This window comes from Streptococcus suis (genome assembly GCF_046032115.1).
GTDB classification, from domain to species: Bacteria; Bacillota; Bacilli; order Lactobacillales; family Streptococcaceae; genus Streptococcus; species Streptococcus suis_AJ.
The window spans coordinates 93,479-118,012 of record NZ_JARQOZ010000002.1 but is presented as its reverse complement, the minus strand read 5'-3'; the positions used below and the strand labels follow the sequence as shown (position 1 = coordinate 118,012).

General features: G+C 42.2%; 24 protein-coding genes. All 24 read left to right on the top strand.

Annotated features, from left to right (window positions below; translation table 11 throughout):
• The first annotated feature begins 8 nt into the window (after positions 1 to 8).
• The 24 genes from ligA to P7J36_RS01565 all read left to right on the top strand — a co-directional run bounded on the left by ligA (position 9) and on the right by P7J36_RS01565 (position 24,528).
• Positions 9 to 1,967 (top strand): NAD-dependent DNA ligase LigA, encoded by a 1,959-nt coding sequence (gene ligA / locus P7J36_RS01680; protein ID WP_172108588.1) that lies wholly within the window; start codon positions 9 to 11, stop codon positions 1,965 to 1,967.
• Positions 1,968 to 1,977: 10 nt separating this feature from the next.
• Positions 1,978 to 3,021, top strand: coding sequence for a diacylglycerol kinase family lipid kinase (locus P7J36_RS01675; RefSeq protein ID WP_002939803.1), 1,044 nt, complete (start codon positions 1,978 to 1,980; stop codon positions 3,019 to 3,021).
• Positions 3,022 to 3,157: 136 nt separating this feature from the next.
• Positions 3,158 to 3,358, top strand: a complete 201-nt coding sequence (locus P7J36_RS01670; protein ID WP_002936021.1) for a F0F1 ATP synthase subunit C — start codon at positions 3,158 to 3,160, stop codon at positions 3,356 to 3,358.
• Positions 3,359 to 3,394: 36 nt separating this feature from the next.
• Positions 3,395 to 4,111 (top strand): F0F1 ATP synthase subunit A, encoded by a 717-nt coding sequence (atpB, locus tag P7J36_RS01665; protein WP_002936020.1) that lies wholly within the window; start codon positions 3,395 to 3,397, stop codon positions 4,109 to 4,111.
• 17 nt (positions 4,112 to 4,128) lie between these two features.
• Positions 4,129 to 4,635, top strand: a complete 507-nt coding sequence (gene atpF / locus P7J36_RS01660) for a F0F1 ATP synthase subunit B (RefSeq protein WP_002939801.1) — start codon at positions 4,129 to 4,131, stop codon at positions 4,633 to 4,635.
• Positions 4,636 to 5,169: a F0F1 ATP synthase subunit delta gene (locus tag P7J36_RS01655; protein WP_002936016.1), complete on the top strand. Its 534-nt coding sequence runs from the start codon at positions 4,636 to 4,638 to the stop codon at positions 5,167 to 5,169.
• Between the two features lie 3 nt (positions 5,170 to 5,172).
• Positions 5,173 to 6,693, top strand: coding sequence for a F0F1 ATP synthase subunit alpha (gene atpA, locus P7J36_RS01650; RefSeq protein WP_408550997.1), 1,521 nt, complete (start codon positions 5,173 to 5,175; stop codon positions 6,691 to 6,693).
• 11 nt (positions 6,694 to 6,704) lie between these two features.
• A complete protein-coding gene (locus P7J36_RS01645; protein WP_002939795.1) occupies positions 6,705 to 7,583 on the top strand; it encodes a F0F1 ATP synthase subunit gamma in 879 nt (292 codons plus the stop codon).
• Positions 7,584 to 7,602: 19 nt separating this feature from the next.
• Positions 7,603 to 9,009, top strand: coding sequence for a F0F1 ATP synthase subunit beta (gene atpD / locus P7J36_RS01640; protein WP_024407431.1), 1,407 nt, complete (start codon positions 7,603 to 7,605; stop codon positions 9,007 to 9,009).
• A 9-nt stretch (positions 9,010 to 9,018) separates the two neighbouring features.
• Positions 9,019 to 9,435, top strand: coding sequence for a F0F1 ATP synthase subunit epsilon (locus tag P7J36_RS01635; protein WP_002936007.1), 417 nt, complete (start codon positions 9,019 to 9,021; stop codon positions 9,433 to 9,435).
• Positions 9,436 to 9,494: 59 nt separating this feature from the next.
• Positions 9,495 to 9,719, top strand: a complete 225-nt coding sequence (locus P7J36_RS01630; protein ID WP_398582418.1) for a DUF1146 family protein — start codon at positions 9,495 to 9,497, stop codon at positions 9,717 to 9,719.
• 17 nt (positions 9,720 to 9,736) lie between these two features.
• Complete coding sequence (gene murA, locus P7J36_RS01625; protein WP_408550934.1) at positions 9,737 to 11,020, top strand: UDP-N-acetylglucosamine 1-carboxyvinyltransferase; 1,284 nt, start codon at positions 9,737 to 9,739, stop codon at positions 11,018 to 11,020.
• The gene (locus P7J36_RS01620; protein ID WP_398582420.1) at positions 11,013 to 11,204 is read left to right on the top strand and encodes a DNA-directed RNA polymerase subunit beta; all 192 of its coding nucleotides are present in this window, start codon (positions 11,013 to 11,015) and stop codon (positions 11,202 to 11,204) included. Before murA ends, P7J36_RS01620 begins: the two co-directional genes overlap by 8 nt.
• A 29-nt stretch (positions 11,205 to 11,233) precedes the next feature.
• Positions 11,234 to 12,073 (top strand): DNA/RNA non-specific endonuclease, encoded by an 840-nt coding sequence (locus P7J36_RS01615; RefSeq protein ID WP_408550935.1) that lies wholly within the window; start codon positions 11,234 to 11,236, stop codon positions 12,071 to 12,073.
• Positions 12,074 to 12,259: 186 nt separating this feature from the next.
• Entirely contained in the window at positions 12,260 to 13,813 is a 1,554-nt protein-coding gene (locus tag P7J36_RS01610) for an MFS transporter (protein WP_408550936.1), read from the top strand.
• Between the two features lie 55 nt (positions 13,814 to 13,868).
• Entirely contained in the window at positions 13,869 to 14,897 is a 1,029-nt protein-coding gene (locus tag P7J36_RS01605; protein WP_408550937.1) for a PfkB family carbohydrate kinase, read from the top strand.
• Positions 14,898 to 14,912: 15 nt separating this feature from the next.
• Positions 14,913 to 16,712 (top strand): beta-glucuronidase, encoded by a 1,800-nt coding sequence (uidA, locus tag P7J36_RS01600; RefSeq protein ID WP_408550938.1) that lies wholly within the window; start codon positions 14,913 to 14,915, stop codon positions 16,710 to 16,712.
• Between the two features lie 45 nt (positions 16,713 to 16,757).
• Positions 16,758 to 17,474 carry a FadR/GntR family transcriptional regulator gene (locus tag P7J36_RS01595; protein WP_408550939.1) on the top strand — a complete coding sequence of 239 codons (717 nt, stop codon included), beginning with the start codon at positions 16,758 to 16,760 and terminating at the stop codon, positions 17,472 to 17,474.
• Positions 17,475 to 17,596: 122 nt separating this feature from the next.
• The gene (locus tag P7J36_RS01590; RefSeq protein ID WP_408550940.1) at positions 17,597 to 18,217 is read left to right on the top strand and encodes a bifunctional 4-hydroxy-2-oxoglutarate aldolase/2-dehydro-3-deoxy-phosphogluconate aldolase; all 621 of its coding nucleotides are present in this window, start codon (positions 17,597 to 17,599) and stop codon (positions 18,215 to 18,217) included.
• 1 nt (position 18,218) lies between these two features.
• A complete protein-coding gene (uxaC, locus tag P7J36_RS01585) occupies positions 18,219 to 19,619 on the top strand; it encodes a glucuronate isomerase (protein WP_408550941.1) in 1,401 nt (466 codons plus the stop codon).
• Positions 19,620 to 19,632: 13 nt separating this feature from the next.
• On the top strand, positions 19,633 to 20,733 hold the full coding sequence (locus tag P7J36_RS01580) for a mannonate dehydratase (protein ID WP_408550942.1): 1,101 nt from the start codon (positions 19,633 to 19,635) through the stop codon (positions 20,731 to 20,733).
• Between the two features lies 1 nt (position 20,734).
• Positions 20,735 to 21,574 (top strand): SDR family oxidoreductase, encoded by an 840-nt coding sequence (locus P7J36_RS01575; RefSeq protein WP_408550943.1) that lies wholly within the window; start codon positions 20,735 to 20,737, stop codon positions 21,572 to 21,574.
• A complete protein-coding gene (locus tag P7J36_RS01570; RefSeq protein ID WP_408550944.1) occupies positions 21,574 to 22,374 on the top strand; it encodes an HAD family hydrolase in 801 nt (266 codons plus the stop codon). The genes P7J36_RS01575 and P7J36_RS01570 overlap by 1 nt, the downstream gene beginning before the upstream one ends.
• Positions 22,375 to 22,737: 363 nt before the next feature.
• Complete coding sequence (locus P7J36_RS01565) at positions 22,738 to 24,528, top strand: glycoside hydrolase family 3 protein (RefSeq protein ID WP_408550945.1); 1,791 nt, start codon at positions 22,738 to 22,740, stop codon at positions 24,526 to 24,528.
• Positions 24,529 to 24,534 lie beyond the last annotated feature (6 nt).

Below are 24,534 nucleotides of genomic sequence, written 5' to 3'. Positions count from 1 at the left end.
ATATTCTTATGAAAACAAGAATATCAGAATTAGTTAGCGTGCTCAATCAATACGCTAAAGAGTATTATCAATTGGACCAACCTAGCGTATCAGATGCAGAATATGATACGCTTTATCGTGAATTAGTAGAGCTAGAAACGGCTCATCCAGAACTGATTTTACCAGATAGTCCTACCCATCGGGTCGGAGGAAAGGTGCTAGACGGATTTGAAAAATATAGTCATGTTTATCCTCTTTTTAGTTTGCAGGATGCCTTTTCTCGTGAAGAGTTAGAAGCTTTTGACCAGCGAGTTCGCAAGGAATTTCCTCAAGCAACGTATATCTGTGAATTGAAGATTGATGGTCTATCTATTTCCCTGACCTATGAAGCGGGTAATTTAGTCGTGGGTGCTACACGTGGTGACGGTAGTGTCGGTGAAAATATCACAGAAAATCTCAAACGAGTGGCTGATATTCCTTTGACCCTACCCGAAGCTGTGGACATCACTGTCCGAGGTGAGTGTTATATGCCAAAGGCTTCCTTTGACCGTGTTAACAAACAGCGTCAGGAGGCTGGTGAAGCTGAATTTGCTAATCCGCGTAATGCAGCAGCAGGGACCCTCCGCCAGCTTGATACGGGAGTGGTGGCCCAGCGTGGTCTCGCTACCTTCCTCTACCAAGAAGCTAGTCCATCTGAAGCGACTAGTCAGTCACAAGTACTGGAGAAACTGGATGCTCTGGGATTTGTGACCAACCACGAATATTGCTTGGCGGAGTCGATTGATGACACGTGGGATTTTATTGAAAAAATAGCAGAGCGTAGAGATGATTTACCCTATGAGATAGATGGTGTTGTCATCAAGGTAAATGATTTAGCTATACAAGAAGAACTAGGATTTACAGTAAAAGCGCCACGATGGGCAGTAGCTTACAAGTTTCCAGCTGAGGAAAAAGAAGCAGAAATCTTGTCGGTTGATTGGACTGTTGGCCGAACAGGTGTTGTGACACCAACTGCCAATCTTAGTCCTGTTCAACTGGCAGGAACGACTGTCAGTCGAGCGACCTTGCACAACGTAGATTATATCGCCGAAAAAGATATTCGTATTGGCGATACGGTCATTGTTTATAAGGCGGGAGATATTATTCCAGCAGTTCTGAAAGTGGTGGACAAGTATCGAAAAGAGCAAGAAATCATGCCCATTCCTAGTCATTGTCCGTCTTGTCAGAGCGACCTACAACACTATGAGGACGAAGTTGCCCTCCGCTGTATCAACCCTATTTGTCCTAGCCAGCTGATGAGTAAGTTGGAACATTTTGCAAGTCGGGATGCCATGAACATCGCAGGGCTAGGGTCTTCAATCGTTGAAAAACTCTTTGGAGCAGGCTTGGTACACGATGTTGCTGATATTTATAAATTAACTGTTGATGACCTATTGACCTTGGAAGGTTTCAAAGAAAAATCAGCTGACAAGCTCTATCAAGCCATTCAAACTTCTAAGAGCAACTCAGCAGAACGCCTCCTATTTGGACTAGGTATTCGCCATGTGGGTAGTAAGGCAAGTAAGATTTTAGTAGAAAAATTTGGTGATTTAGAAACTCTAGCATTTACTGATCAAGAAGCAATTGCTTCGCTAGAAGGGCTTGGTCAGGTTATTGCTAAGTCTTTGACAACTTTTTTTGCTAGTGAGGGTGCGCAACAACTTTTAGCCGAACTTAAGGAAGCTAAGGTAAACTTAACCTATCTCGGACAAGTAGTAGATGAAAATGCTGCGCTATCGGGTATGACAGTTGTACTGACTGGTAAATTGGAGCGAATGAAACGAAACGAAGCCAAAGCCAAATTAGAAGCTTTAGGGGCAAATGTAGCGGGATCTGTTTCTAAAAAAACTAATCTTGTGGTTGCCGGAACAGATGCAGGCAGTAAATTGACCAAAGCACAGGAGCTAGGTATCGAAATTAAAGATGAGGCTTGGTTAGAGAGCTTGTAAAGGTAAAACGATGGAAGAAAGAAAACGTGCTAGACTAATATATAATCCGACCTCAGGTCAAGAAATCATGAAGAAAAATGTGGCCGAAGTATTGGAAATTTTGGAAGGCTACGGTTATGAAACTTCAGCTTTCCAAACAACTGCTGAGAAAGACTCTGCAAAGAATGAAGCTACACGTGCGGCGCTTGCAGGCTTTGACTTGATTATAGCGGCTGGTGGAGATGGAACGATCAACGAAGTCGTCAATGGAATTGCTCCGCTTGAAAAACGTCCGCAGATGGCCATCATACCGACTGGCACCACCAATGACTATGCGCGTGCCTTAAAAGTGCCTAGGGGAAATCCTGTAGAAGCAGCTAAGGTTATCGGTAAGCAGCAGACCATTTTAATGGATATTGGTTTAGCCAAAAATCAAAAAAATGGTTTTCATCAAGAACATTATTTTATCAACATTGCTGCGGCAGGTACACTTACGGAGTTGACCTACAGTGTTCCCAGTCAACTTAAGACCATGTTTGGCTATTTGGCCTATGTAGTAAAAGGAGCAGAACTCCTGCCACAAGTACAATTTACACCTGTTCGTGTAGAACATGACGAGGGAGTATTTGAAGGCTCGGTTTCAATGATTTTTGTTGCCTTAACCAATTCAATTGGAGGTTTTGAACAGATCGTTCCAGATGCTAAGTTAGATGATGGTAATTTTACCTTATTGATGGTTAAAACAGGGAATCTATTTGAAATTCTGCATCTGATTCGTCAAGTCTTAGACGGTGGCAAACACATTGAGAGTGATTTAGTTGAATACATAAAAACAAAGAGCCTATCCATCGAAAATCTGAACCCAGATAACCGTCTACTGCTCAATCTAGATGGAGAGTTTGGTGGGGAAGCCCCTGTTCGTCTGTACAACCTATCAAACCATATAGAGTTTTTCGCGGATACAGATCTGGTTTCTGACCATGCAATCACTCTTGATACTGATCAGATGAATCGAGAAGATATGGCCAAACGATTCATTGAAGAAACAGACCATATTGATGAAGCTATTAAATAGGAAGAAAAGATGAAATACTCTTTTCTTTTTATTTTACAAAAACGAATTAAACGCTTACAATGGCGGTATTTTCTTGACAAATAGATGTTTTAGGAGTATCCTTACATGGTATTAAATTTTAAAAGGAGAATTCGTTATGAGTTTAGGCGCATTGGCCCTTGGATTGGCCTGTCTTGGTGTAAGTATCGGTGAGGGACTGTTGGTGGCTTCATACCTTAGTTCGACTGCACGTCAACCAGAAATGCAAAGTAAATTGATGGCTGGTGTATTTTTGGGTGTTGCCTTTATCGAGGGAACTTTCTTCGTAACCTTGGCTATGACATTTGTCTTGAAATAGTAGAAAATAGAGAAATAGAAAAGGGGGGAACCTCCATTGGAAGAACATTTAAGTCCAACCCTTACCCTTGGTCCCGTAACCTTTGACCTGACCATGGTATTGGTTTCTGTCATTACCATTTCCATTATTTTCTTACTTGTTTTTTGGGCTAGTCGTCGGATGGAGCTCAAGCCTAAAGGAAAACAGAATGTTTTGGAGTACGTTTACGAATTGACCATCAATTTTACAAAAGGGAATCTTGGCGATGCGGAAGCAAAGCGGTATTCCTTGTTCTTCTTTACAGTCTTTACTTTTCTTTTGGTTGCCAATAATCTAGGTTTGATGACCAAATTGGAAACAGCAGAAGGACATAATTTGTGGACTTCTCCAACGGCCAATATGGCTTACGATTTCGGTTTGGCAACAATTGCAACAGTATTTTGTCATGTTGAGGGTATTCGTCGTCGCGGTTTCAAGGCATACCTCAAATCTTTTGTGACACCTTGGGCTATGGCTCCAATGAACATTTTGGAAGAAGTGACCAACCTTGTGTCGCTTGCTCTTCGTCTGTACGGTAACATTTATGCTGGTGAAGTGCTTGTCTCTCTTCTTCTACAATTATCTCAACAAAGTGCACTTGCATATCCAATTGCCTTTGCTCTGAACGTTGTTTGGACAGCATTTTCTGTATTCATTTCATGCTTGCAGGGATATGTATTTATCATGTTGGTATCTATGTACTTAAATAAAAAAATCAGTAGTGAGAGTGAATAGGAAAGGGAAAGACAACTATGGCAACAACTATTACAATGCAATCTAGTACCATTCTTGGAAACTTTATCTTGGTAACAGTCTCATTTGCAGTACTTATTATTCTTATTCGTGTTTTTGCATGGGATAAAATTACAGGTATTTTTGAAGAACGTGCCAATAAAATTGCGAACGATATTGATGCTGCAGAAGAAAAATTAACAGCAGCAGCAAACCTTGTTCAACAACGTGAAGATGAGTTGGTACAGGGACGTATCGAAAGTCAAAAGATTATTCAAGATGCGGTTGAACGTGCAAAACTAGAGAAAAAACGTATTCTTGAGCAAGCAGATGTTGAAATTCAAGGATTGAAGCAAAAAGCTCAATTGGAAATTGAAGCTGAAAAACGTGAAGCACAAGAAAACTTGCGTGTTCAAGTTGCTGAATTGGCAGTTGATCTTGCAAGCAAAATTATTTTGGAAGATTTGGACCAACAAGCTCATAGTAACTTGATTGACCGTTATTTGGACAAACTAGGAGACAAGTAGATGAACGCTAGAGAAAATGCCATCGTGCAAAAATATGCTCTATCATTTGTTGAAAAAGTCAGTGATCATGCAGATATTTGGGATATGTATGACCAGATTTCTGACTTGATTTCCATCATTCATGATAGTAAGCTGAATCGAATCTTGCTGTCAGCGACAGTATCGAGAGAAGAAAAGGCTGACTTTGTAAGGACGGTACGTCAATCTAGTTTCTGGCAAATCAATGACTTGATTGAAGATGTTATTCGTGATGGTCATGCAGACTTGCTTCTTGAAACCCTTGAGCGTGTCCAATTACAAATCAGTAAATTTAAAAATGAATTTGAAGCCCGTGTGGTTTCAGTCTATCCGTTGACAGAAGCTCAAAAAGAGCGTCTCCGTCACTTGGTAGAACAACGATTTTCCTTGCGTGTACGCAATATCACGGAAGAACTTGATCAAAGTCTCCTCGGTGGTTTTATTGTAACGGTTAACCATAAGGTAATCGATGCAAGCGTTCGGACACAGTTGAAGGACGTTAGAAAAAAACTTTAGAAAATAGAAAGTGGTGTTCTTTTGATTAATGCACAAGAAATTAGCGCTTTACTAAAACAACAAATTGAAGGCTTTCAGCCTGACTTTGACTACACAGAGACTGGTGTCGTAACCTATATCGGTGACGGTATCGCTCGTGCGCAAGGTCTTGACAATGCCATGAGTGGAGAGCTTTTGGTATTTGAAAATGGCACCATTGGTATGGCACAAAACTTAGAAACCAACGATGTTGGTATCATCATTCTGGGTGAATTTACAGATATCCGAGAGGGTTCTGTTGTTCGTAGGACTGGTAAAATTATGGAAGTACCAGTTGGTTCGGCTTTGATTGGTCGTGTCATCAACCCACTTGGTCAACCAGTGGATGGTCTTGGTGAAATTCGTACTAGTAAGACTCGTCCGATTGAATATCCAGCACCAGGTGTTATGCAACGTAAGTCGGTTAATGAACCGCTTCAAACTGGTCTTAAGGCTATTGACGCTTTGGTTCCGATTGGTCGGGGTCAGCGTGAATTGATTATCGGTGACCGTCAGACAGGGAAGACGTCTGTAGCTATCGATGCTATTCTCAACCAAAAAGGCCAAGATATGATTTGTATCTATGTGGCTATCGGTCAGAAAGAGTCAACTGTTCGTACTCAGGTTGAAACCCTTCGTCAATATGGTGCTTTGGATTACACAATCGTAGTAACAGCATCTGCTTCACAACCATCTCCATTGCTTTTCTTGGCTCCTTATGCTGGTGTTGCGATGGCAGAAGAGTTCATGTATGAAGGCAAACACGTCTTGATTGTTTACGATGATTTGTCAAAACAAGCGGTAGCTTACCGTGAATTATCTCTCTTGCTTCGTCGTCCTCCGGGTCGTGAAGCCTATCCAGGGGATGTATTCTACTTGCACAGCCGCTTGCTAGAGCGTTCAGCAAAGGTTTCAGATGAACTGGGTGGCGGCTCCATTACAGCACTACCATTTATCGAAACACAAGCGGGAGATATTTCAGCTTACATCGCGACCAACGTGATTTCAATCACGGATGGACAAATCTTCTTGAAGGACGATTTATTCAACTCTGGTATCCGTCCAGCGATTGATGCGGGTTCTTCCGTATCGCGTGTAGGTGGTTCGGCACAGATTAAGGCCATGAAAAAGGTTGCAGGTACCCTTCGTATCGATTTGGCTTCATACCGTGAATTAGAAGCCTTTACGCAATTTGGTTCCGATTTGGATGCGGCTACTCAGGCCAAACTCAACCGTGGTCGTCGGACTGTGGAAGTGTTGAAACAACCATTGCATAAGCCGCTTCCAGTTGAAAAACAGGTTTTGATTTTGTATGCTTTGACAAACGGCTTCTTGGATTCAGTGCCAATTGATGATATCTTGGCATTTGAAGAAGAGTTGTATGCTTATTTTGATTTGCATTATGATAATCTTTTGGATGTCATTCGTACAACCAAAGATCTACCTGATACAGATGAGTTGAACGCTGCAATTCAAGCCTTCAAAGACCAGTCTGTCTTTAAGTAAAGGAGTGAATAATGGCAGGTTCTCTAAATGAAATCAAGTCAAAAATTGCATCTACTAAGAAAACCAGTCAAATCACCGGTGCCATGCAGATGGTTTCGGCTTCTAAACTAGCCAAATCAGAGCAATTAGCGCAATCCTTTCAGATCTACGCTAGTAAGGTTCGTCAGATTACAACAGACCTCTTGCGTGGAGAATTGATGGCTTCAGATACAAGCAATCCAATGCTGATTCGCCGTCCAGTTCAAAAATCTGGTTATATTGTCATTACATCTGATAGTGGACTAAAAGGTTCTTATAATTCCAGTATTTTGAAGGCTGTGATGGGGATGATTGAACAGGATCATGAGTCGAAAGACGAGTATGAGATTATTGCTATTGGTAGTATGGGAGCTGATTTCTTCCGTGCGCGTGGTATCAATCCTGTCTTTGAATTGCGTGGTTTAGCAGATAATCCAAGTTTTGAAGAGGTTCAAAAAATCATTTCCAAGTCTGTTGAAATGTATAAGAATGAACTGTTTGATGAGTTGTATGTTTGTTACAACCACCATGTCAATAGCTTGACCAGTCAGGTCCGTGTGCAACAGATGCTTCCTGTAGAAGATTTGGACCACAATGAAGCGGACGGCTACACAGCCACTTTTGAACTGGAGCCAAACCGTGAAGTGATTCTGGAGCAACTCTTGACGCAGTATGCAGAGTCAACTATTTACGGAGCGATTTTGGATGCCAAAACTGCTGAAAATGCAGCAGGTATGACAGCCATGCAGACAGCGACGGATAATGCTAAGAATGTCATTAACGATTTGACAATCCAATACAATAGGGCTCGTCAGGCAGCGATTACTCAGGAAATTACTGAGATTGTAGCTGGTGCCTCAGCCCTTGAGTAATAGAAATAGAGGAAATAGAATGAGTTCAGGCAAAATTACTCAGGTTGTCGGACCAGTTGTAGACGTTGCGTTTGCAGCAGAAGATAAACTTCCTGAGATTAACAACGCACTCGTTGTATATAAAAATGATGATTCCAAACAAAAAGTCGTGCTTGAAGTGGCTTTGGAACTTGGTGATGGCGTTGTACGGACCATTGCCATGGAATCAACGGATGGATTGACACGTGGGATGGAAGTTCTCGATACAGGTCGTCCTATCTCTGTTCCAGTCGGTAAAGAAACGCTGGGTCGTGTCTTCAATGTGTTGGGAGATACCATTGACCTTGAAGAGTCTTTTCCGGCAGATTTTGAACGTGAGCCTATCCATAAGAAAGCGCCAGCTTTTGACGAATTATCTACTTCAAGCGAAATTTTGGAAACAGGGATTAAGGTTATCGACCTCCTAGCACCTTATCTAAAAGGTGGTAAGGTTGGTCTCTTCGGTGGTGCCGGTGTTGGTAAAACCGTTCTTATCCAAGAATTGATTCACAATATTGCCCAAGAACACGGTGGTATCTCTGTGTTTACCGGAGTTGGCGAGCGTACCCGTGAAGGGAACGATCTTTACTGGGAAATGAAAGAATCAGGTGTTATTGAAAAAACGGCCATGGTATTTGGTCAGATGAATGAGCCACCAGGAGCCCGTATGCGTGTTGCTCTTACTGGTTTGACCATTGCGGAATACTTCCGTGATGTAGAAGGTCAGGACGTTCTTCTGTTCATCGATAACATCTTCCGTTTCACTCAGGCTGGTTCAGAAGTGTCTGCCCTCTTGGGTCGTATGCCATCAGCCGTTGGTTATCAGCCAACACTTGCAACTGAGATGGGACAATTGCAGGAGCGTATTACCTCAACTAAGAAGGGTTCTGTTACATCTATTCAGGCCATTTACGTACCTGCGGATGACTATACAGACCCAGCTCCAGCGACAGCTTTCGCTCACTTGGACTCGACTACCAACTTGGAACGTAAGTTGACTCAGCTTGGTATCTACCCTGCGGTGGATCCATTGGCATCATCATCTCGTGCGCTTTCTCCACAAATCGTTGGTGAAGAGCACTATGCAGTGGCCATGGAAGTAAAACGTGTTCTTCAACGTTACCAAGAATTGCAAGATATTATTGCCATTCTCGGTATGGACGAATTGTCAGATGAAGAGAAGACCTTGGTTGGTCGCGCTCGTCGTATCCAATTCTTCCTCTCTCAAAACTTCAATGTTGCGGAGCAATTTACAGGTATGCCAGGTTCTTATGTGCCAGTAGCTGAAACGGTGAAAGGCTTTAAGGAAATCTTGGACGGCAAACACGACCATCTACCAGAAGATGCCTTCCGAAATGTTGGTTCAATTGAGGATGTGGTCGCTAAAGCTGCTAAAATGAAATTCTAGAGGTGGCTTATGGGACAAATGACTGTACAAATCGTAACACCAGACGGTATCAAATATGACCATCATGCAGCATTTGTTTTGGTCAAAACGGTTGATGGTGAGATGGGTGTCTATTCTGGACATGAAGAACTGATTGCAGTTTTGGAAATCGGTGAAATGAAAGTGCGTCGTGTTGATGATGAAAACCATGTAGACTGGATTGCGGTCAATGGTGGAATCATTGAAGTCAACAAGGATATTATTACGGTCATTTCTGATTCTGCTGAGCGGGAACGGGATATTGATATTAGTCGTGCGGAACGTGCCAAATTGCGCGCGGAACGTGAATTGGAAGAAGCACAGACTGCTCGTAATATTGATATGGAGATGCGTGCAACAGTCGCCCTCCAACGTGCGATAAATCGTATTCGTGTTGGAAAACATTAATCTATATGGAATTGAACTTGGTTCAGTTCCATTTTTTAATTTCATGGTATAATGGAAACATGGTAATTTCAATTTTACAGTTTTTTAGTCATCTACTTTTTATCTATTTGAGCTATCATCTGTTAGTTTCAACAGTTGATTGGTCAAATTTTTTAAAAGTAACAGGTGAAAATCAGCGCAAAATCAACCTACTAATCTTGTTTCTAGCTATTGCTCTAGGATATTTGGTTTCAACATTTTTCTTGGAATTATTGGTCGTAGGTCGTTCTTTTGCTAATATTTAAATAGAAATGAGTAATATATGGATACAATTATTGTTACAGGTAGTAAAACTGGCTTGAAAGGTCAGGTGGAAATCGAAGGAGCTAAGAATGCTGTTCTACCTTTGTTGGCGGCGACTGTCCTAGCAAGTCAAGGGCAAACCAAATTGACTCAGGTTCCTATTTTGTCTGATGTCTATACAATGAATAATGTTGTACGTGGTCTGGGAGTTCGTGTGAAATTTGACGAGGAAACAAAGACTATCGATATTGACGCAACAGGTAAACTTGGTAGTGAAACTCCTTATAAGTATGTGAGTCAAATGCGGGCTTCTATTGTCATTCTGGGGCCAATTTTGGCTCGGAATGGCTATGCCAAGGTTTCTATGCCAGGAGGTTGTACAATTGGTAGTCGTCCTATTGATTTGCATTTGAAAGGGCTCCAAGCTATGGGGGCTAAGATTAAGCAACGGGCTGGCTACATTGAGGCAAGTGCAGAGAACTTGCAGGGCGCCCATATCTATCTGGACTTCCCAAGTGTTGGGGCAACGCAAAATTTGATGATGGCTGCAACGCTGGCGCAGGGTACAACTGTTTTGGAGAATGCTGCGCGGGAACCAGAAATCGTTGACCTGGCAATTTTCCTCAACAAAATGGGGGCAAATGTCAAGGGAGCAGGAACAGAAACCATTACCATTACTGGTGTGGACCAACTACATGGAGCAGAACACCAAGTGGTGCAAGACCGCATCGAAGCAGGTACCTTTATGGTGGCAGCGGCAATGACTGGTGGCGATGTCTTGGTTAAGGATGCTGTCTGGGAGCACAACCGTCCACTCATTTCTAAGATGTTGGAAATGGGAGTTGAGGTGACGGAAGAAGCTGAAGGGATTCGAGTACGTTCACAGGTGGACAAGCTCAAACCCGTAACAGTAAAAACCTTGCCACACCCAGGCTTCCCAACGGATATGCAGGCTCAATTTACAGCTCTAATGGCAGTTGCAAAGGGTGAATCTACCATGATTGAAACGGTATTTGAGAATCGTTTCCAGCATTTGGAAGAAATGCGTCGGATGGATTTGCATTCGGAAATTTTACGAGATACAGCTATCATCACGGGAGGACAAGCTCTGCAAGGTGCTCAGGTTATGTCTACTGATTTGCGAGCTAGTGCTGCATTGATTTTGGCAGGTTTGGTTGCTGAAGGTGAGACGATTGTAGGTAAATTAACGCACTTAGATCGAGGTTATTATCGTTTTCATGAGAAATTAGCTGCTTTAGGTGCAACGATTGAACGTGTGAGTGGAGAATATGAAAATGTATAAGGATAATCTTAGCTATGTTGGTAAAAATTTAATCTTAGTAGCAGTTGTTTTGTTGATTGCTATTTTGGTGTTTATTTTAGGATTAATGGTTGGTTACGGTGTCATAGGAGATGGAGACAATGTATTTGCGGTGTTGTCACCAGCTAAGTGGCAAGAACTAATCGGTAAATTTACAGGAAAGTAGGCTGGACCTGCTTTTTTGATGGAGAGAAAATGGCGAAGAAAAATGTAAAAAAACAAGCAATGAGTCTGCTCAGCTTATTGGCTACGATTGTTGTAGTAGCGGGTGGCTATCTTTTAAGTGATAACAAGAGCAGTAACGTTGCTGATTATTCCTATTATGTCAATCAGTCTAAGGCAAGTGAGAGCACACCTAGTCAGGAACTGGCTAGTTCGGTATTGACAGAAGATGTAAAAAAACAACTGGGCAATTCGATTGACTGGAATGGAGCTGGTGCTTTTATTATCAACGGCAATAAGACCGATTTGGATGCTTCGGTTACAAGTAAGCCTTATGCGGATAACAAGACAAAGACTGTGCAGGGAGAAACGGTTCCAACGGTGGCAAATGCTCTTTTGGCGAAATCAACGCGGCAGTACAAGAGTCGTGAAGAAACAGGAAATGGTTCAACCTCATGGACTCCAGCAGGTTGGCATCAGGTGCAGGATTTGGAAGGTTCCTATGATCATGCGATTGATAGAGGGCATCTGCTGGGCTATGCCTTGATTGGCGGTTTAAAAGGCTACGATGCTTCGACTAGTAATCCTAAAAATATCGCTGTTCAAACAGCTTGGGCTAATCAGTCAAGGGCTGAGGATTCGACGGGGCAAAACTATTTTGAAACCTTAGTACGAAAAGCCTTAGACAAGAACAAACGTGTTCGCTACCGTGTAACCTTGATCTATGCTGATGAGGATGATTTGCTTCCAGTTGGAAGTCATCTGGAAGCAAAATCATCCGATGGCAGCTTGGAGTTTAATGTCTTTGTGCCGAATGTGCAGAGTGGCCTCAGCATTAACTACAATAGTGGGGAAATTGTAGCGAATCAATAAATAGTCAGACGAATTCTCCCTCGCTAAATCAAATATATCAGACGATTTTCACGTAAAATCGTCTTTTTTTGCGTATAATTAAAAAAATTTACAAAAACAGTTGACAAATCATCTGATGAATATTAGAATATAGTTAAAGAAAACGCTTACGACTTTGTCGTAGAAAACATTTAGGAGGAATTTCCAATGGAAAAACATGTTGAGCAACGTGTCGAAGACGTTACTTATAACAAAGCCAAGTTATGGCAAATTATATTATTTGCGATGAACAATTCATCGACGAATATTTACTTGGTTGCCTTTACTTTCGTGACTTATTTATCGACAGGCGTGCTTGGTCTGGCAGCCCTGTTTGTTAGTCAACTCATGGGCTATATTCGTATCTTTGATGGTTTCATCGATCCTACAATCGGAGTTATCATTGATAAAACGGATACTAAGTTTGGTAAATATCGTCCTATCTTGGTTTTGGGAAATATCATTACAGCAGCTTCTCTCTTTATGATGTTGGGCTTAAGCGGTGTGAGTGAAAACCTCCGTCTTCCTCTATTCATCCTTGTTTTGATTATCCATAAAATTGGTTATTCATTGCAACAGACTATTACAAAAGCAGGACAAGTTGCGCTTACCAATGATCCAAAGCAACGTCCAATCTTTAATATTGTTGATGGTATTGCCACAACTGTATTGATGACTGGTAGTCAGGTTGTTGTGTCAGGGACATTGGTTCCGAAACATGGTGGTTTCACTCCAAGTTTCTTCCAAGAATTGTTCCTCGGTGTAGTAGTAATTTCAGCTGTTCTGGGTATTCTTGCTATTATCGGTATTTGGGAGAAAGACAATAAGAAATACTTTGGTCTTGGTGAGAAGACACAGGAAACTAAGTTGAAAGACTACTGGAAAGTTATCAAAGGAAACAAACCTTTGCAGGTTCTTTCAATCTCTGCAGCCTTTGTAAAATTTGTTGCTCAACTGTTTGGAGATTCCGTTATCGGGGTTATGTTGTATGGTATTATCTTCGGTGACTATGCTCTTTCTGGAAAAATGTCTATGCTTTTGATTTTGCCAGGTATTCTTGTAACAGTTGGTGCTGCGCAATTGGCTCGTCGTAAAGGTTTACGTTTTGCTTATATTACAGCGCTTCAACTTGGGATTGCTGGTCTTGTGACCTTGGCAGCAATGCTCTTTTCAGCTAAACCAGGTATGTTGGATTTGACAAATTGGAATCTCTACACAATCGGTTTCTTTGTTGTTTATATCATTGCTCGCTACGCATCCAGTGCTCCATCTGGTTTGGTATTGACCATGGGTGCGGATATTACAGACTATGAAACATCAGTATCTGGTCGTTACTTGTCAGGTATGATTGGGACTATCTTCTCATTGACAGACTCAATTGCTTCTTCATTTGCTCCAATGGTTGTTGGATTTGTATTAGCAGGTATCGGTTTTGGTAAAGAGTACCCAACTGTTGAAACAGCATTCTCAACAGATTTGAGACTGGCACTGATTGTCCTGTTGACAGTGATTCCAGCAGTGGTATTGAGCGTATCCTTGTTCTTGATGAAATTCTACAAACTAGATCGTGAAGAAATGGCTCGTATTCAAGAAAAAATCCATGTTATGAAAGCGGCAAAAGATGAAGAACGTGTGCGTGCGATTGCGAAAAATGTTCCATTATCTGATATGGATTATGTTGATGTAACTCAATATAAGGTTGATCAATACGACGATAAATAATACATTAACGACCTAGTTGGAGGCTTCCAGCTGGGTCTTTCATCTAGGAGGCGGTATGAAAAAAATCTTAGCGTTTGGAGAAGTTTTATTGCGGCTATCTCCTCCTCATTATCAGACCTTAACACAGGCCACGAGTTTAGATTGTCAGTTTGGTGGTTCGGAGTTGAATGTTTTAGCCAGCTTGGCTCAGCTTGGTCACTCAGTCGAGTTGGTGACGGCACTGCCTAAGAATGAAGTGGGAAAAATGGCAGAACACTTTCTATTTGCAAGGCAGATTGGACAGAAAAATGTGATTCGAAAAGAGGGAAGGCTGGGGCTTTATTATTATCAAAAGGGTTTCTCTCTTAGACCTAGCCAGGTGACCTACGACCGTGATTATTCTGCTTTCAACTTATCCAAGGAAGAAGACTATGATTTGGAAGGTATGTTTGACGGTGTCGATTGGTTTCATGTGAGTGGTATAACGGTCGCTTTGAATCCAGATATTTATCGCCTAGCCTTTCGTTTGATGGAAATGGCAAAGGGGCAGGGTGTTAAGGTTTCCTTTGACTTGAATTATCGAGAAAGTTTGTGGTCTTCTTTTGAAGAAGCGAGGGAGAAATTATCTCCTTTTGTAGGTTTAGCAGATATTTGCTTTGGTCTAGAGCCTATTCAACTCTTCAATGAATCTGGTCAAGATGTGAAGGATGAACTGGGGTTGAAGCGCCCTTATGAAAATAAAGAAGTCTTGTTGGCGGTGGTTAAAGGTCTAGCGGAGGCGTATTCTTTGCAAAGTCTTGCTTTTACCCAGAGGGAAATGACCTACAATAATGAATATTTGCTGAAAGCATACTTGTATCAAGATGGTATTCTTTATGAAACGGAAAAAGAATCCATTCAAGTTTTGGACCGAGTTGGGACAGGGGATGCCTTTACAGCAGGAATTATTTTGGGCTATTTGCAGGAAAAAACGCCACAGGAAATAGTCGACTTGGGGATGGCTAGTTTTCAATTCAAACATACCATTGAAGGGGACATTAATGTCATCAGTCAATCAGATATTGATTTGCTATTGAAAAAAGGGTCACGTGAAATAAAACGATAGAAAGAAGGAAAAAGTATGTTGTATCCTATACAAACAAAAACACGCTCAGTTTATTCTTTAAATGGAATATGGGCTTTTAAGCAAGGGAGCAATGATGTTCATAGTCTGTTAGATACAGATGAAGTAATGGTTGTACCGAGTTCCTTTAATGATGTTGTTGTCGATAAAGCAAAGCGTCGTTTTGTCGGAGATAATTGGTATGAACTCATGGTAGCTCTCCCTGTCGTATCAGCTGATGAGGAGTTGGTTGTGCGTTTTGGTTCGGTGACGCATCAGGCCAAAGTCTATGCAGATGGTCAGTTAATCGGGGAGCACAAGGGTGGATTCACACCTTTTGAATGCTTGATTCCATCAAACTTATACGACGCTGACCAATTCCGTTTGACAGTCTGTGCCAATAATGAGTTGAATTACACAACCCTTCCAGTAGGGAATTATAGCGAAGAAGTGGATGAGAATGGTCAAATTGTGAAGACCGTCAAGGAGAATTTTGACTTTTTCAACTATGCTGGTATCCAGCGGACAGTCCATCTCTATAAACGTCCCAAAAATAGGATTGAGGATATTGTTATTCGGACGGAGCTAAATCAAGATTTGACTCAGGCGGTAGTGAATGTTGATGTGAAGATAGTTGGGCAGTACGATTCCATCCGTATGTCTATTTTAGATCAAGAGGGACAGGAAGTAGGTCTTCTTGAAAATGGACAAATGGTCATTGAACATCCACGCCTTTGGGAGGTCTTGGATGCCTATCTCTATACTGCTAAAGTTGAATTATTTGACGGAGAAAACTTGCTAGATACCTACTCAGAACAATTCGGCATTCGTAGTGTTGCGGTTGAAAATGGGCAGTTTTTTATCAATGGAAAACCGTTCTATTTCAAGGGATTTGGTAAACATGAAGATACCTTTATTAATGGTCGTGGTTTCAATGAAGCAGCCAATCTGATGGATTTGAACTTACTGAAGGATATTGGAGCAAATTCTTTTAGGACATCTCATTATCCCTATTCTGAGGAAATGATGCGGCTGGCAGATCGTTTGGGAATCGTCGTTATTGATGAAGTGCCAGCAGTTGGCCTGTTCCAGCTTTTCAATGCAGCCTTGAATTTGACAGGTGATTCTGAAGAAGTAAAAAATACTTGGGAAGTTATGCAAACCAAGGAGGCTCATGAGCTGGTGATTGATGAATTGATAGCGCGTGATAAGAATCATCCTTCTGTAGTGATGTGGGTTGTTGCCAATGAACCGGCAGGGCATGAAAAGGGAGCACGTGCTTACTTTGAACCTCTGATTCAGCGCATGAGGGACAGAGATCCTTCTAAGCGTCCTGTGACCTTGGTCAATATTATGACAGCAACGCCTGATAAGGATGAGGTTATGGATTTGGTCGATGTTGTCTGTCTCAATCGTTATTATGGTTGGTATGTTGCTCAAGGTGACTTGAAGGCGGCAGAGAAAGGGCTCCGTCAAGAGTTGGAGACTTGGCAAAAACTTTATCCTGACAAGCCGATTTTGATTACGGAATATGGTGCAGATACTCTTCCAGGCTTGCATTCGATGTGGGATATTCCTTATACAGAGGAATTTCAGGTGGATTACTATGAGATGAACCATCGAGTCTTTGATTCTATTCCTAATTTGGTTGGTGAGCAGGTCTGGAATTTTGCTGATTTTGAAACCACGGTTGGTATTATTCGGATTCAAGGAAATCATAAGGGGTTATTCTCACGGAACCGTCAACCGAAGCAAATTGTTAGAGAAATAAAGAAACGTTGGACTGCCATTCCAAACTACCATTATAAGAGGAAATGAGCTATAATAGTAGCAAATAGAAAGTTGTATTGGAGGACCAAGCACATGGCGAAACCCTTGGTAGAAAAAGCATCGGAACGCTTATTGGAATTGATTTTGGAAAGAGGATATAAAGTTGGTGACAAGCTTCCAAATGAGTATGAATTGGCCCAAGATTTAGAAGTTGGACGTTCGACTGTTCGTGAAGCTGTTCGAAGTTTGGCTACTCGAAATATTCTGGAGGTGCGCCAAGGGTCGGGAACCTATATCAGCTCTAAAAAAGGAGTATCAGAGGATCCCCTAGGTTTTTCTTTGGTAAGAGACCGTGTAAAGTTGACGACGGATTTGTTTGAGGTGCGGTATTTGCTTGAACCGAGAATTGCGGAGCGTGTCGCTCAGTTTGCTTCGGACGAAGATATTGCTCGACTAGAAGAAATTGTCCTTGCTATTGAAGAGGCCGTTGCAGCTGGAGACACGAAGCATCTGGAGTTGGATGTGAAATTCCACTGTATGCTGGCTGAGATGAGTGGGAATCTGGCAATGACTAGTCTGATGCCAGTCATTAATCAATCTATTCATCTGATCAATGAAAATTACTCAAATCGTCAGATGAAATCGGATAGTTTACAGGCCCACAGGAACATCTTAATGGCTATCAAGCAACGCCACCCTGTTGCGGCTTATGATAGCATGTTAGCACATATTATATCAGTAAGACAGGTTGTTTTAGGCGAATGGTTCGATAAAGATATGACCTTGCATGGTCTCAATGATCGTAAATAGAAAAACAAAATAGACTGCCCAGAAGAATTCTTCTGGGTATTTTTTGCTTTTTTATTGACAAATCATCTGATGAATTGTATACTATAACTATAAATGACAACGCTTTCTAATTGGAGGTCAAGATGTTAAAGCAATTAAAAGAAAATTACTTTTTCGCAGTGATTCGCGGAAAAGATGAAGAAGATGCGAAAGAAATCGCTCGCCATGCGATTTTGGGAGGTATTCGAAATATTGAAATTACATTTTCGACTCCAAATGCAGCGACAGTTATCAAAGAATTACAAGAGGAGTTCTCAGACGATTCTTCCGTAGTCATCGGGGCGGGAACAGTAATGAATCTTAAGCTGACACAAGCGGCCATTGATGCAGGTGCTAGTTTCCTGGTTAGTCCTCATTTTGATAAAGAAATTCAAGACTTGGCGCAAGAGGCTGAGGTATTCTACTTCCCAGGCTGTGCAACTGCAACAGAGATTGTCACAGCTAGTCAGGCGGGATGTCCTATTATCAAGCTTTTCCCTGGTGGCGTGTTGGGTCCTGGATTTATCAAGGATATTCACGGTCCTATTCCTGACGTAGATTTGATGCCTTCAGGCGGAGTGTCAGTTGAAAATGTTGCAGATTGGAAAAAGGCAGGCGCTTGTGCTGTTGGAGTCGGTTCAGCTCTGGCAAGTCGAGTGCAGGCTGAAGGCTATGAAAGTGTAACGACGATTGCTCGCAGTTTTGTTGCAGCTTTGGAGGGATGAAATGAGTTTTAATGATAAAAACTTTATGCTAAAAAATGAGCCTGCTAAGGAGCTTTACGGGAAAATAGCAGAGCTTCCTATCTATGATTTCCATTGCCACTTGGATCCTAAGGAAATTTTTGAAGATAAGGTTTATGAAGATATTGTTGATCTGTGGCTGGGTGGGGACCATTATAAGTGGCGCTTGATGCGGGCAAATGGTATCTCAGAAGAAGAAATCACAGGTTCAGCAAGTAAATTAGATAAGTTTAAGGCTTGGGCAAGAACCTTGGAACGGGCTTTCGGAAATCCTCTCTATCATTGGAGTCATTTGGAATTGCGACAGGTTTTCGGTGTTGAGGAATTGTTGACCGAAGAAAATGCAGAGCGACTCTATCATCAGCTCAATGCCTTTTTGCAAGAACATCAAGTTAGTCCACGGAAGCTGATTGCGGATGCTAGGGTGACCTTTATTGGGACAACTGACCATCCACTAGATAGCTTGGAATGGCATAAGCGTTTGGCTGAGGACTCAACTATAGATACTGTAGTGGCACCAACTTTCCGCCCAGATGAAGCCTTTATAGAACATCGAAATTTCAATTCATTTATTAAACGCTTGGAGGAAGCAACAGGGGTAGCAGTAAGAGACTTTGCAAGTTTTGTAGAGGCACTTGGTCAGCGCGTTTCCTATTTTGTTCAACATGGTTGTCGAGCAAGTGACATCAGTTTTACGGCTATTTCATACGAAGAAGCAAGCCTTGAAGAGCTTGATGATATTTTACTAGCAAGACTTGCAGGTAAAGAGGTTGGCCAATCCAGTATCAATAAATGGCAGACTGCTATCTTTAGAGAATTGTGCCGATTGTACAAGAAACATGGCTTTGTGACACAAGTTCACTTTGGTGCCTTACGGAACAACCATACCGGACTGTTTGAAAAACTTGGAGCAGATGTAGGTGTGGATTCGATTGGAGACCAGACATGTCTGACTGTGAATTTGAATCGTTTGTTAGATAACTTGGTCAAGGAAAATGCCCTTCCAAAAATGATTTGGTACAATCTCAATCCAAGTTACAACATTGCTCTGGCCAATACTTTGGCGAATTTCCAGTCCAATGAGGAAGGGCTTCGTAGCCAGCTACAATTTGGTGCTGGTTGGTGGTTCAATGACACCAAGTTGGGCATGATTGACCAGATGAATGCCTATGCAGAACAGGGTATGCTTGCTAATTTTGTTGGTATGTTGACCGATTCGCGTAGCTTTTTATCTTATCAACGGCATGATTATTTCAGACGCATTTTAGCGACTTATGTCGGCCAATGGATTGTTGATGAAGAAGTGCCTGAAGATTACAATCGTTTAGGGCGGTTTGTAGAAGCCATATCCTATTACAATGCCAAAGAATTTTTTGAACAATAAAGGAGAGTAAATCATGAAAATGTCATTTCGATGGTATGGGAAAAAGGATCCTGTGACACTTGAGGAGATTAAGGCGATTCCTGGTATGCAGGGAATTGTGACTGCTGTCTATGATGTGCCAGTTGGTCAAGCTTGGCCCCTTGAAAACATACTAGAGCTGAAAAAAATGGTAGAAGAGGCAGGACTTGAAATTACTGTTATTGAATCCATTCCTGTTCATGAAGACATCAAACAAGGGAAGTCAAATCGCGATGAGTTAATCGAAAACTATAAAACTTCCATCCGTAATGTAGGGGCTGCAGGTATTCCAGTTGTGTGCTACAATTTCATGCCTGTGTTTGACTGGACCCGTTCAGACTTGCATCACCCACTTCCAGATGGATCGACCTCTTTAGCTTTCCTCAAATCTGATTTGGCAGGTGTTGATCCTGTGGCGGATGATTTGAACTTACCAGGTTGGGATTCATCCTATTCCAAGGAAGAAATGAAGGCTATTATCGAAAATTATCGTCAGAATATTTCCGAAGAAGATTTATGGGCGAATTTGGAGTATTTTATCAAAGCGATTATGCCAACGGCTGAGGAGGCTGGCGTCAAAATGGCCATTCATCCTGATGATCCGCCCTACGGAATCTTTGGTTTACCGCGCATCATCACTGGTCAAGAAGCCGTTGAACGATTTTTGAATCTCTATGATTCAGAGCACAATGGAATTACCATGTGTGTCGGATCCTATGCTTCTGATCCGAAAAATAATGTCCTTGCCATGACAGAATATGCTCTCAAACGCAATCGCATCAATTTTATGCATACGCGCAATGTGACGGCAGGTGCTTGGGGCTTCCAAGAAACTGCACATTTGTCACAGGCTGGTGACATTGACATGAACGCTGTTGTTAAATTATTGGTAGACTATGACTGGACTGGTGCCTTGCGTCCAGACCACGGTCGTCGTATCTGGGGAGACCAGACCAAGACACCTGGTTATGGTCTGTATGACCGAGCCCTTGGGGCAACCTACTTTAACGGTCTCTATGAAGCCAATATGCGAGCAGCAGGCAAGACACCAGATTTTGGAATTACAGTCAAAACAGTTGGAAATAAGGAGAGCTAATATGTCACGTGTTATTGAGTTTAAGGATAAGGTCGTTGTTATTACAGGTGCAGGAGGCGTTCTTTGTGGCTATTTGGCAAAAGAATTTGCTAAGGCAGGTGCAAAGGTTGCGCTTTTGGACTTGAATGAGGCTGCGGCTCAGGTCTTCGTTGATGAGATTGCAGCAGCAGGAGGCGTTGCGAAAGCCTATAAATCTAACGTTCTTTCTAAGGAAAATTTGGAAGAAGTTCGCAAGCAAGTCCTAGCAGATTTTGGTCCTGTAGATATTTTGATCAATGGTGCTGGAGGCAATAGTCCCAAAGCGACAACTGACAATGAATTCCATGAGATTGGACTGCCAGCTGATACCAAAACTTTCTTCGACTTGGATGAAGCAGGTATCAACTTTGTGTTCAATCTAAATTATCTAGGAACCTTATTGCCAACACAGGTCTTTGCACAGGATATGATCGGTCGCTCTGGAGCAAATATTATCAATATTTCCAGCATGAACGCTTTTACTCCTTTGACAAAAATTCCAGCCTATTCAGGTGCCAAGGCTGCTATTAGTAATTTTACCCAATGGTTAGCAGTCCATTTTTCAAAAGTTGGCATCCGTTGTAATGCGATTGCGCCTGGATTCTTGGTTACCAACCAAAACCGTGGTTTGCTGTTTGATGAGGCAGGTCAACCGACCGCACGTGCCAACAAGATTTTGACCAATACACCAATGGGACGGTTTGGTGAAGCCGAAGAGTTGGTCGGAGGAGTCTTCTTCTTGGCAGATGAGAATTTGGCAAGTTTTGTCAATGGTGTTGTTTTACCGATTGACGGTGGCTTCTCAGCCTATTCAGGAGTCTAATGATGAAGATGGAATACGTATTTTGTGTGGACTCTGATGGCTGCGCCATGGACACCATGACCTACAAACATAAACTTTTTTTCGGCCCCTTGGCTGCAGATGTTTTTGATGTCAAAGATAAAGAACCGTTTTTAGCTGAATGGAATCGAGTTAATCTGTACTCGCGAGAACGTGGCATTAACCGTTTTGTAGGCTTAGTCAAAGGCCTAGAATTTGCAGGTGTGACGGGTATAGACAACTTGAAAAATTGGGTCGCGACCACAGATTCTTTGTCAAATGCTTCTCTGGAAAGATTGATAGAGGAGCAGCCGTCTAAAGATTTGGAACTCGCTTTAAAATGGTCCACTCAAGTCAATCAAGCCATTAAGCAGTATAGCGGTCCTGTTTTAGCCTTCATCGGCGTTCACAAGGGCTTGGAAAAATTGAGCCAGTTAGGAAAAGTCTACGTTGTTTCTTCTGCTAATAAGGAAGCAGTAGAAGAAGAGTGGACAGACCAAGGTTTGATGGACTATGTTACAGAATTGTACTGTCAAGACCGTGGTAAGAAAGAAGATGTCATCAAACTGTTAATAGAGGAAGGGTATTGTCCTGATAAGATTATGATGATTGGTGACTCGCCTGGTGATTTAAAGGCAGCGGAATTGAACGGTGTCCATTTCTATCCTATTTTAGTAGGACGAGAGATGCAATCTTGGACAGATTTGACAGAAAAAATTGCAGATGAATTTGCTCATCAAGCATTCACAGGTGAGAAAGAAACAAAATTGACACAGGCATTTTGGAATAATTTAGACGACTAGAGAGAAGGGGGAGCAGGAAAGAACTCGACCATTCAAAAAAGAGTTCGTCAACAAGTCTTTATTTCTAGTTGTTGAGCTGAAACAGTCTATCCCCAGACTGTTTCACTCCCACCCCCGCACAGCTCAAACTGTCTGGGAGACAGTTTGAGGTTGGAAATGGAGCGAACTTTGTTCGCAACTGTCGTAATGGTCAGATTTGGAGTGTAGTACACGAATTGCTGAGATTTGCTTCGCAAATCTTATCTCCAACCTTTAACAGTCCACTGGACTGTTAAAGCCAATCAACCACTGCGCTGAGATGTTGACACTAACTTTGAGAAGTAGTGTTAGGACTTTTTCTCAGTTTCTTTTTTGGAGGCAAATATGACACATTTAGTAGATTTACGGAAGAAACCTTACAGCCTTGACGAAGAGGCTATTTCTTGGATTGAAGAAACCATTGCTCAGATGACCTTGGATGAAAAAATCGGTCATCTCTTTGTCAACATGGGGAGCCAGCGGACGGAAGACTATCTGACTGGAGTATTAAATGATTATAAGATTGCTGCTGTTCGTTACAATCCTGGACCTGCTGCAGATATTTGGGAGCAAAACTATATTTTGCAGACCAAGTCTAAGATTCCCCTTTTGATTGCAGCCAATACCGAATCTGGTGGGAATGGCGCTGTTACGGATGGAACGAAAATTGGGGATGAAATCAAGATTGCTGCGACAGCTGATCCCCGCTATGCTTATGAAATGGGGAAAGTTGCAGGACTTGAAGCAGCTGCGGTAGGCTGCAATGCCTCCTTTGCACCGATTATGGACCTCAGCCGTAATTGGCGCAATCCAATCATTGCAAACCGAACTTGGGGAGCTAATGTAGACCAAGTCATTGAATTATCCAAAGAATACATGCGTGGCATTATGGAACACGGAATTGTGTCGTTTGCTAAGCATTTCCCAGGCGATGGTATTGATGAACGTGACCATCATCTTTCTTTTGCTTCGAATCCCATGACCAAGTCTGAATGGATGGAAACATTTGGACGGATTTACGGTGAGATGGCTGACGCAGGTCTTCCAGGTATTATGGCGGGGCACATTCATTTGCCAAATGTTGAGAAAGAAATGCATCCAGAACGTGAATTGGATGACATGTTGCCAGCTTCGCTGAATAAAACCCTCTTGGATGAGTTGCTTCGTGGAGAGTTAGGTTACAATGGTGCCATTGTAACGGATGCCAGTCACATGATCGGTATGACAGCATCTATGCCGCGTCGAGAGCTATTGCCTACAGCAATTGAGGCAGGATGTGATCTTTTCCTTTTCTTCAACGATCCAGAAGAAGATTTGCAATGGATGAAAGAAGGATTGGAAAATGGTCTGCTTTCTGAGGAACGCCTCCATGATGCTCTTCGTCGTACCTTGGGCTTGAAAGCTAAACTCGGTCTTCACTTGTTTGAAGGTCGTCGTCAGGAAATCATGTTGCCAAAAGAAGAAGCACTGGCTTTGATTGGTAGAGATGAGGCAAAACAGCTTGCAAAAGAAGTAGCTGACAAGGCGATTACCTTGGTAAAAGCCAAACAAGAAGGAATTTTCCCAGTCAATCCAGAACGCTACAAACGTATTTTGTTGGTAGAAGTAGATGGCTATAAGGGTGGTTTTGGCGCCATGATCAATGCTGGCAAGAAGAGAGCAGCCGATACGCTGAAAGAACTATTAGAAGCTCGAGGGCACCAAGTATCTATCTGGGAAAATACAGAAGTACGGATTGCCAAATTGCCAGAAGAAGAAAGACCAGCAGCGATTGCAAATGTCTATGCTTCTAAGCGTCCTATTGCAGAAATCACAGATAACTATGATTTGATTATCAATTTAGTCGATGTCAACTCAGGAGGGACAACTCAGCGGATTATTTGGCCAGCTGCCAAGGGAACACCAGACCAGCCTTTCTATGTTCACGAAATTCCAACCATTGTTGTCTCTGTTCAGCACCCGTTTGCACTTGCAGATATGCCACAGGTTGCAACCTATATCAATGCCTATGATGGCTTGCCTGTCACTTTAGAAGCCTTGGTTACCAAATTAGCAGGAGAGTCAGCCTTTACAGGAGTATCGCCTGTAGATGCCTACTGTGGTTTGGTAGATACACGTATTTGGCGAGGAAAATAAGGAGGA

Coding starts and splice junctions, on each gene's coding strand:
- P7J36_RS01635 (WP_002936007.1), top strand. CDS start 9,019: ATGGGACAAATGACTGTACAAATCGTAACACCAGACGGTATCAAATAT.
- P7J36_RS01645 (WP_002939795.1), top strand. CDS start 6,705: ATGGCAGGTTCTCTAAATGAAATCAAGTCAAAAATTGCATCTACTAAG.
- P7J36_RS01615 (WP_408550935.1), top strand. CDS start 11,234: ATGGCGAAGAAAAATGTAAAAAAACAAGCAATGAGTCTGCTCAGCTTA.
- P7J36_RS01590 (WP_408550940.1), top strand. CDS start 17,597: ATGTTAAAGCAATTAAAAGAAAATTACTTTTTCGCAGTGATTCGCGGA.
- P7J36_RS01570 (WP_408550944.1), top strand. CDS start 21,574: ATGATGAAGATGGAATACGTATTTTGTGTGGACTCTGATGGCTGCGCC.
- P7J36_RS01610 (WP_408550936.1), top strand. CDS start 12,260: ATGGAAAAACATGTTGAGCAACGTGTCGAAGACGTTACTTATAACAAA.
- ligA (WP_172108588.1), top strand. CDS start 9: ATGAAAACAAGAATATCAGAATTAGTTAGCGTGCTCAATCAATACGCT.
- P7J36_RS01655 (WP_002936016.1), top strand. CDS start 4,636: ATGAACGCTAGAGAAAATGCCATCGTGCAAAAATATGCTCTATCATTT.
- P7J36_RS01565 (WP_408550945.1), top strand. CDS start 22,738: ATGACACATTTAGTAGATTTACGGAAGAAACCTTACAGCCTTGACGAA.
- P7J36_RS01630 (WP_398582418.1), top strand. CDS start 9,495: ATGGTAATTTCAATTTTACAGTTTTTTAGTCATCTACTTTTTATCTAT.
- uxaC (WP_408550941.1), top strand. CDS start 18,219: ATGAGTTTTAATGATAAAAACTTTATGCTAAAAAATGAGCCTGCTAAG.
- murA (WP_408550934.1), top strand. CDS start 9,737: ATGGATACAATTATTGTTACAGGTAGTAAAACTGGCTTGAAAGGTCAG.
- P7J36_RS01580 (WP_408550942.1), top strand. CDS start 19,633: ATGAAAATGTCATTTCGATGGTATGGGAAAAAGGATCCTGTGACACTT.
- P7J36_RS01595 (WP_408550939.1), top strand. CDS start 16,758: ATGGCGAAACCCTTGGTAGAAAAAGCATCGGAACGCTTATTGGAATTG.
- P7J36_RS01575 (WP_408550943.1), top strand. CDS start 20,735: ATGTCACGTGTTATTGAGTTTAAGGATAAGGTCGTTGTTATTACAGGT.
- atpD (WP_024407431.1), top strand. CDS start 7,603: ATGAGTTCAGGCAAAATTACTCAGGTTGTCGGACCAGTTGTAGACGTT.
- P7J36_RS01675 (WP_002939803.1), top strand. CDS start 1,978: ATGGAAGAAAGAAAACGTGCTAGACTAATATATAATCCGACCTCAGGT.
- P7J36_RS01670 (WP_002936021.1), top strand. CDS start 3,158: ATGAGTTTAGGCGCATTGGCCCTTGGATTGGCCTGTCTTGGTGTAAGT.
- P7J36_RS01605 (WP_408550937.1), top strand. CDS start 13,869: ATGAAAAAAATCTTAGCGTTTGGAGAAGTTTTATTGCGGCTATCTCCT.
- P7J36_RS01620 (WP_398582420.1), top strand. CDS start 11,013: ATGTATAAGGATAATCTTAGCTATGTTGGTAAAAATTTAATCTTAGTA.
- uidA (WP_408550938.1), top strand. CDS start 14,913: ATGTTGTATCCTATACAAACAAAAACACGCTCAGTTTATTCTTTAAAT.
- atpF (WP_002939801.1), top strand. CDS start 4,129: ATGGCAACAACTATTACAATGCAATCTAGTACCATTCTTGGAAACTTT.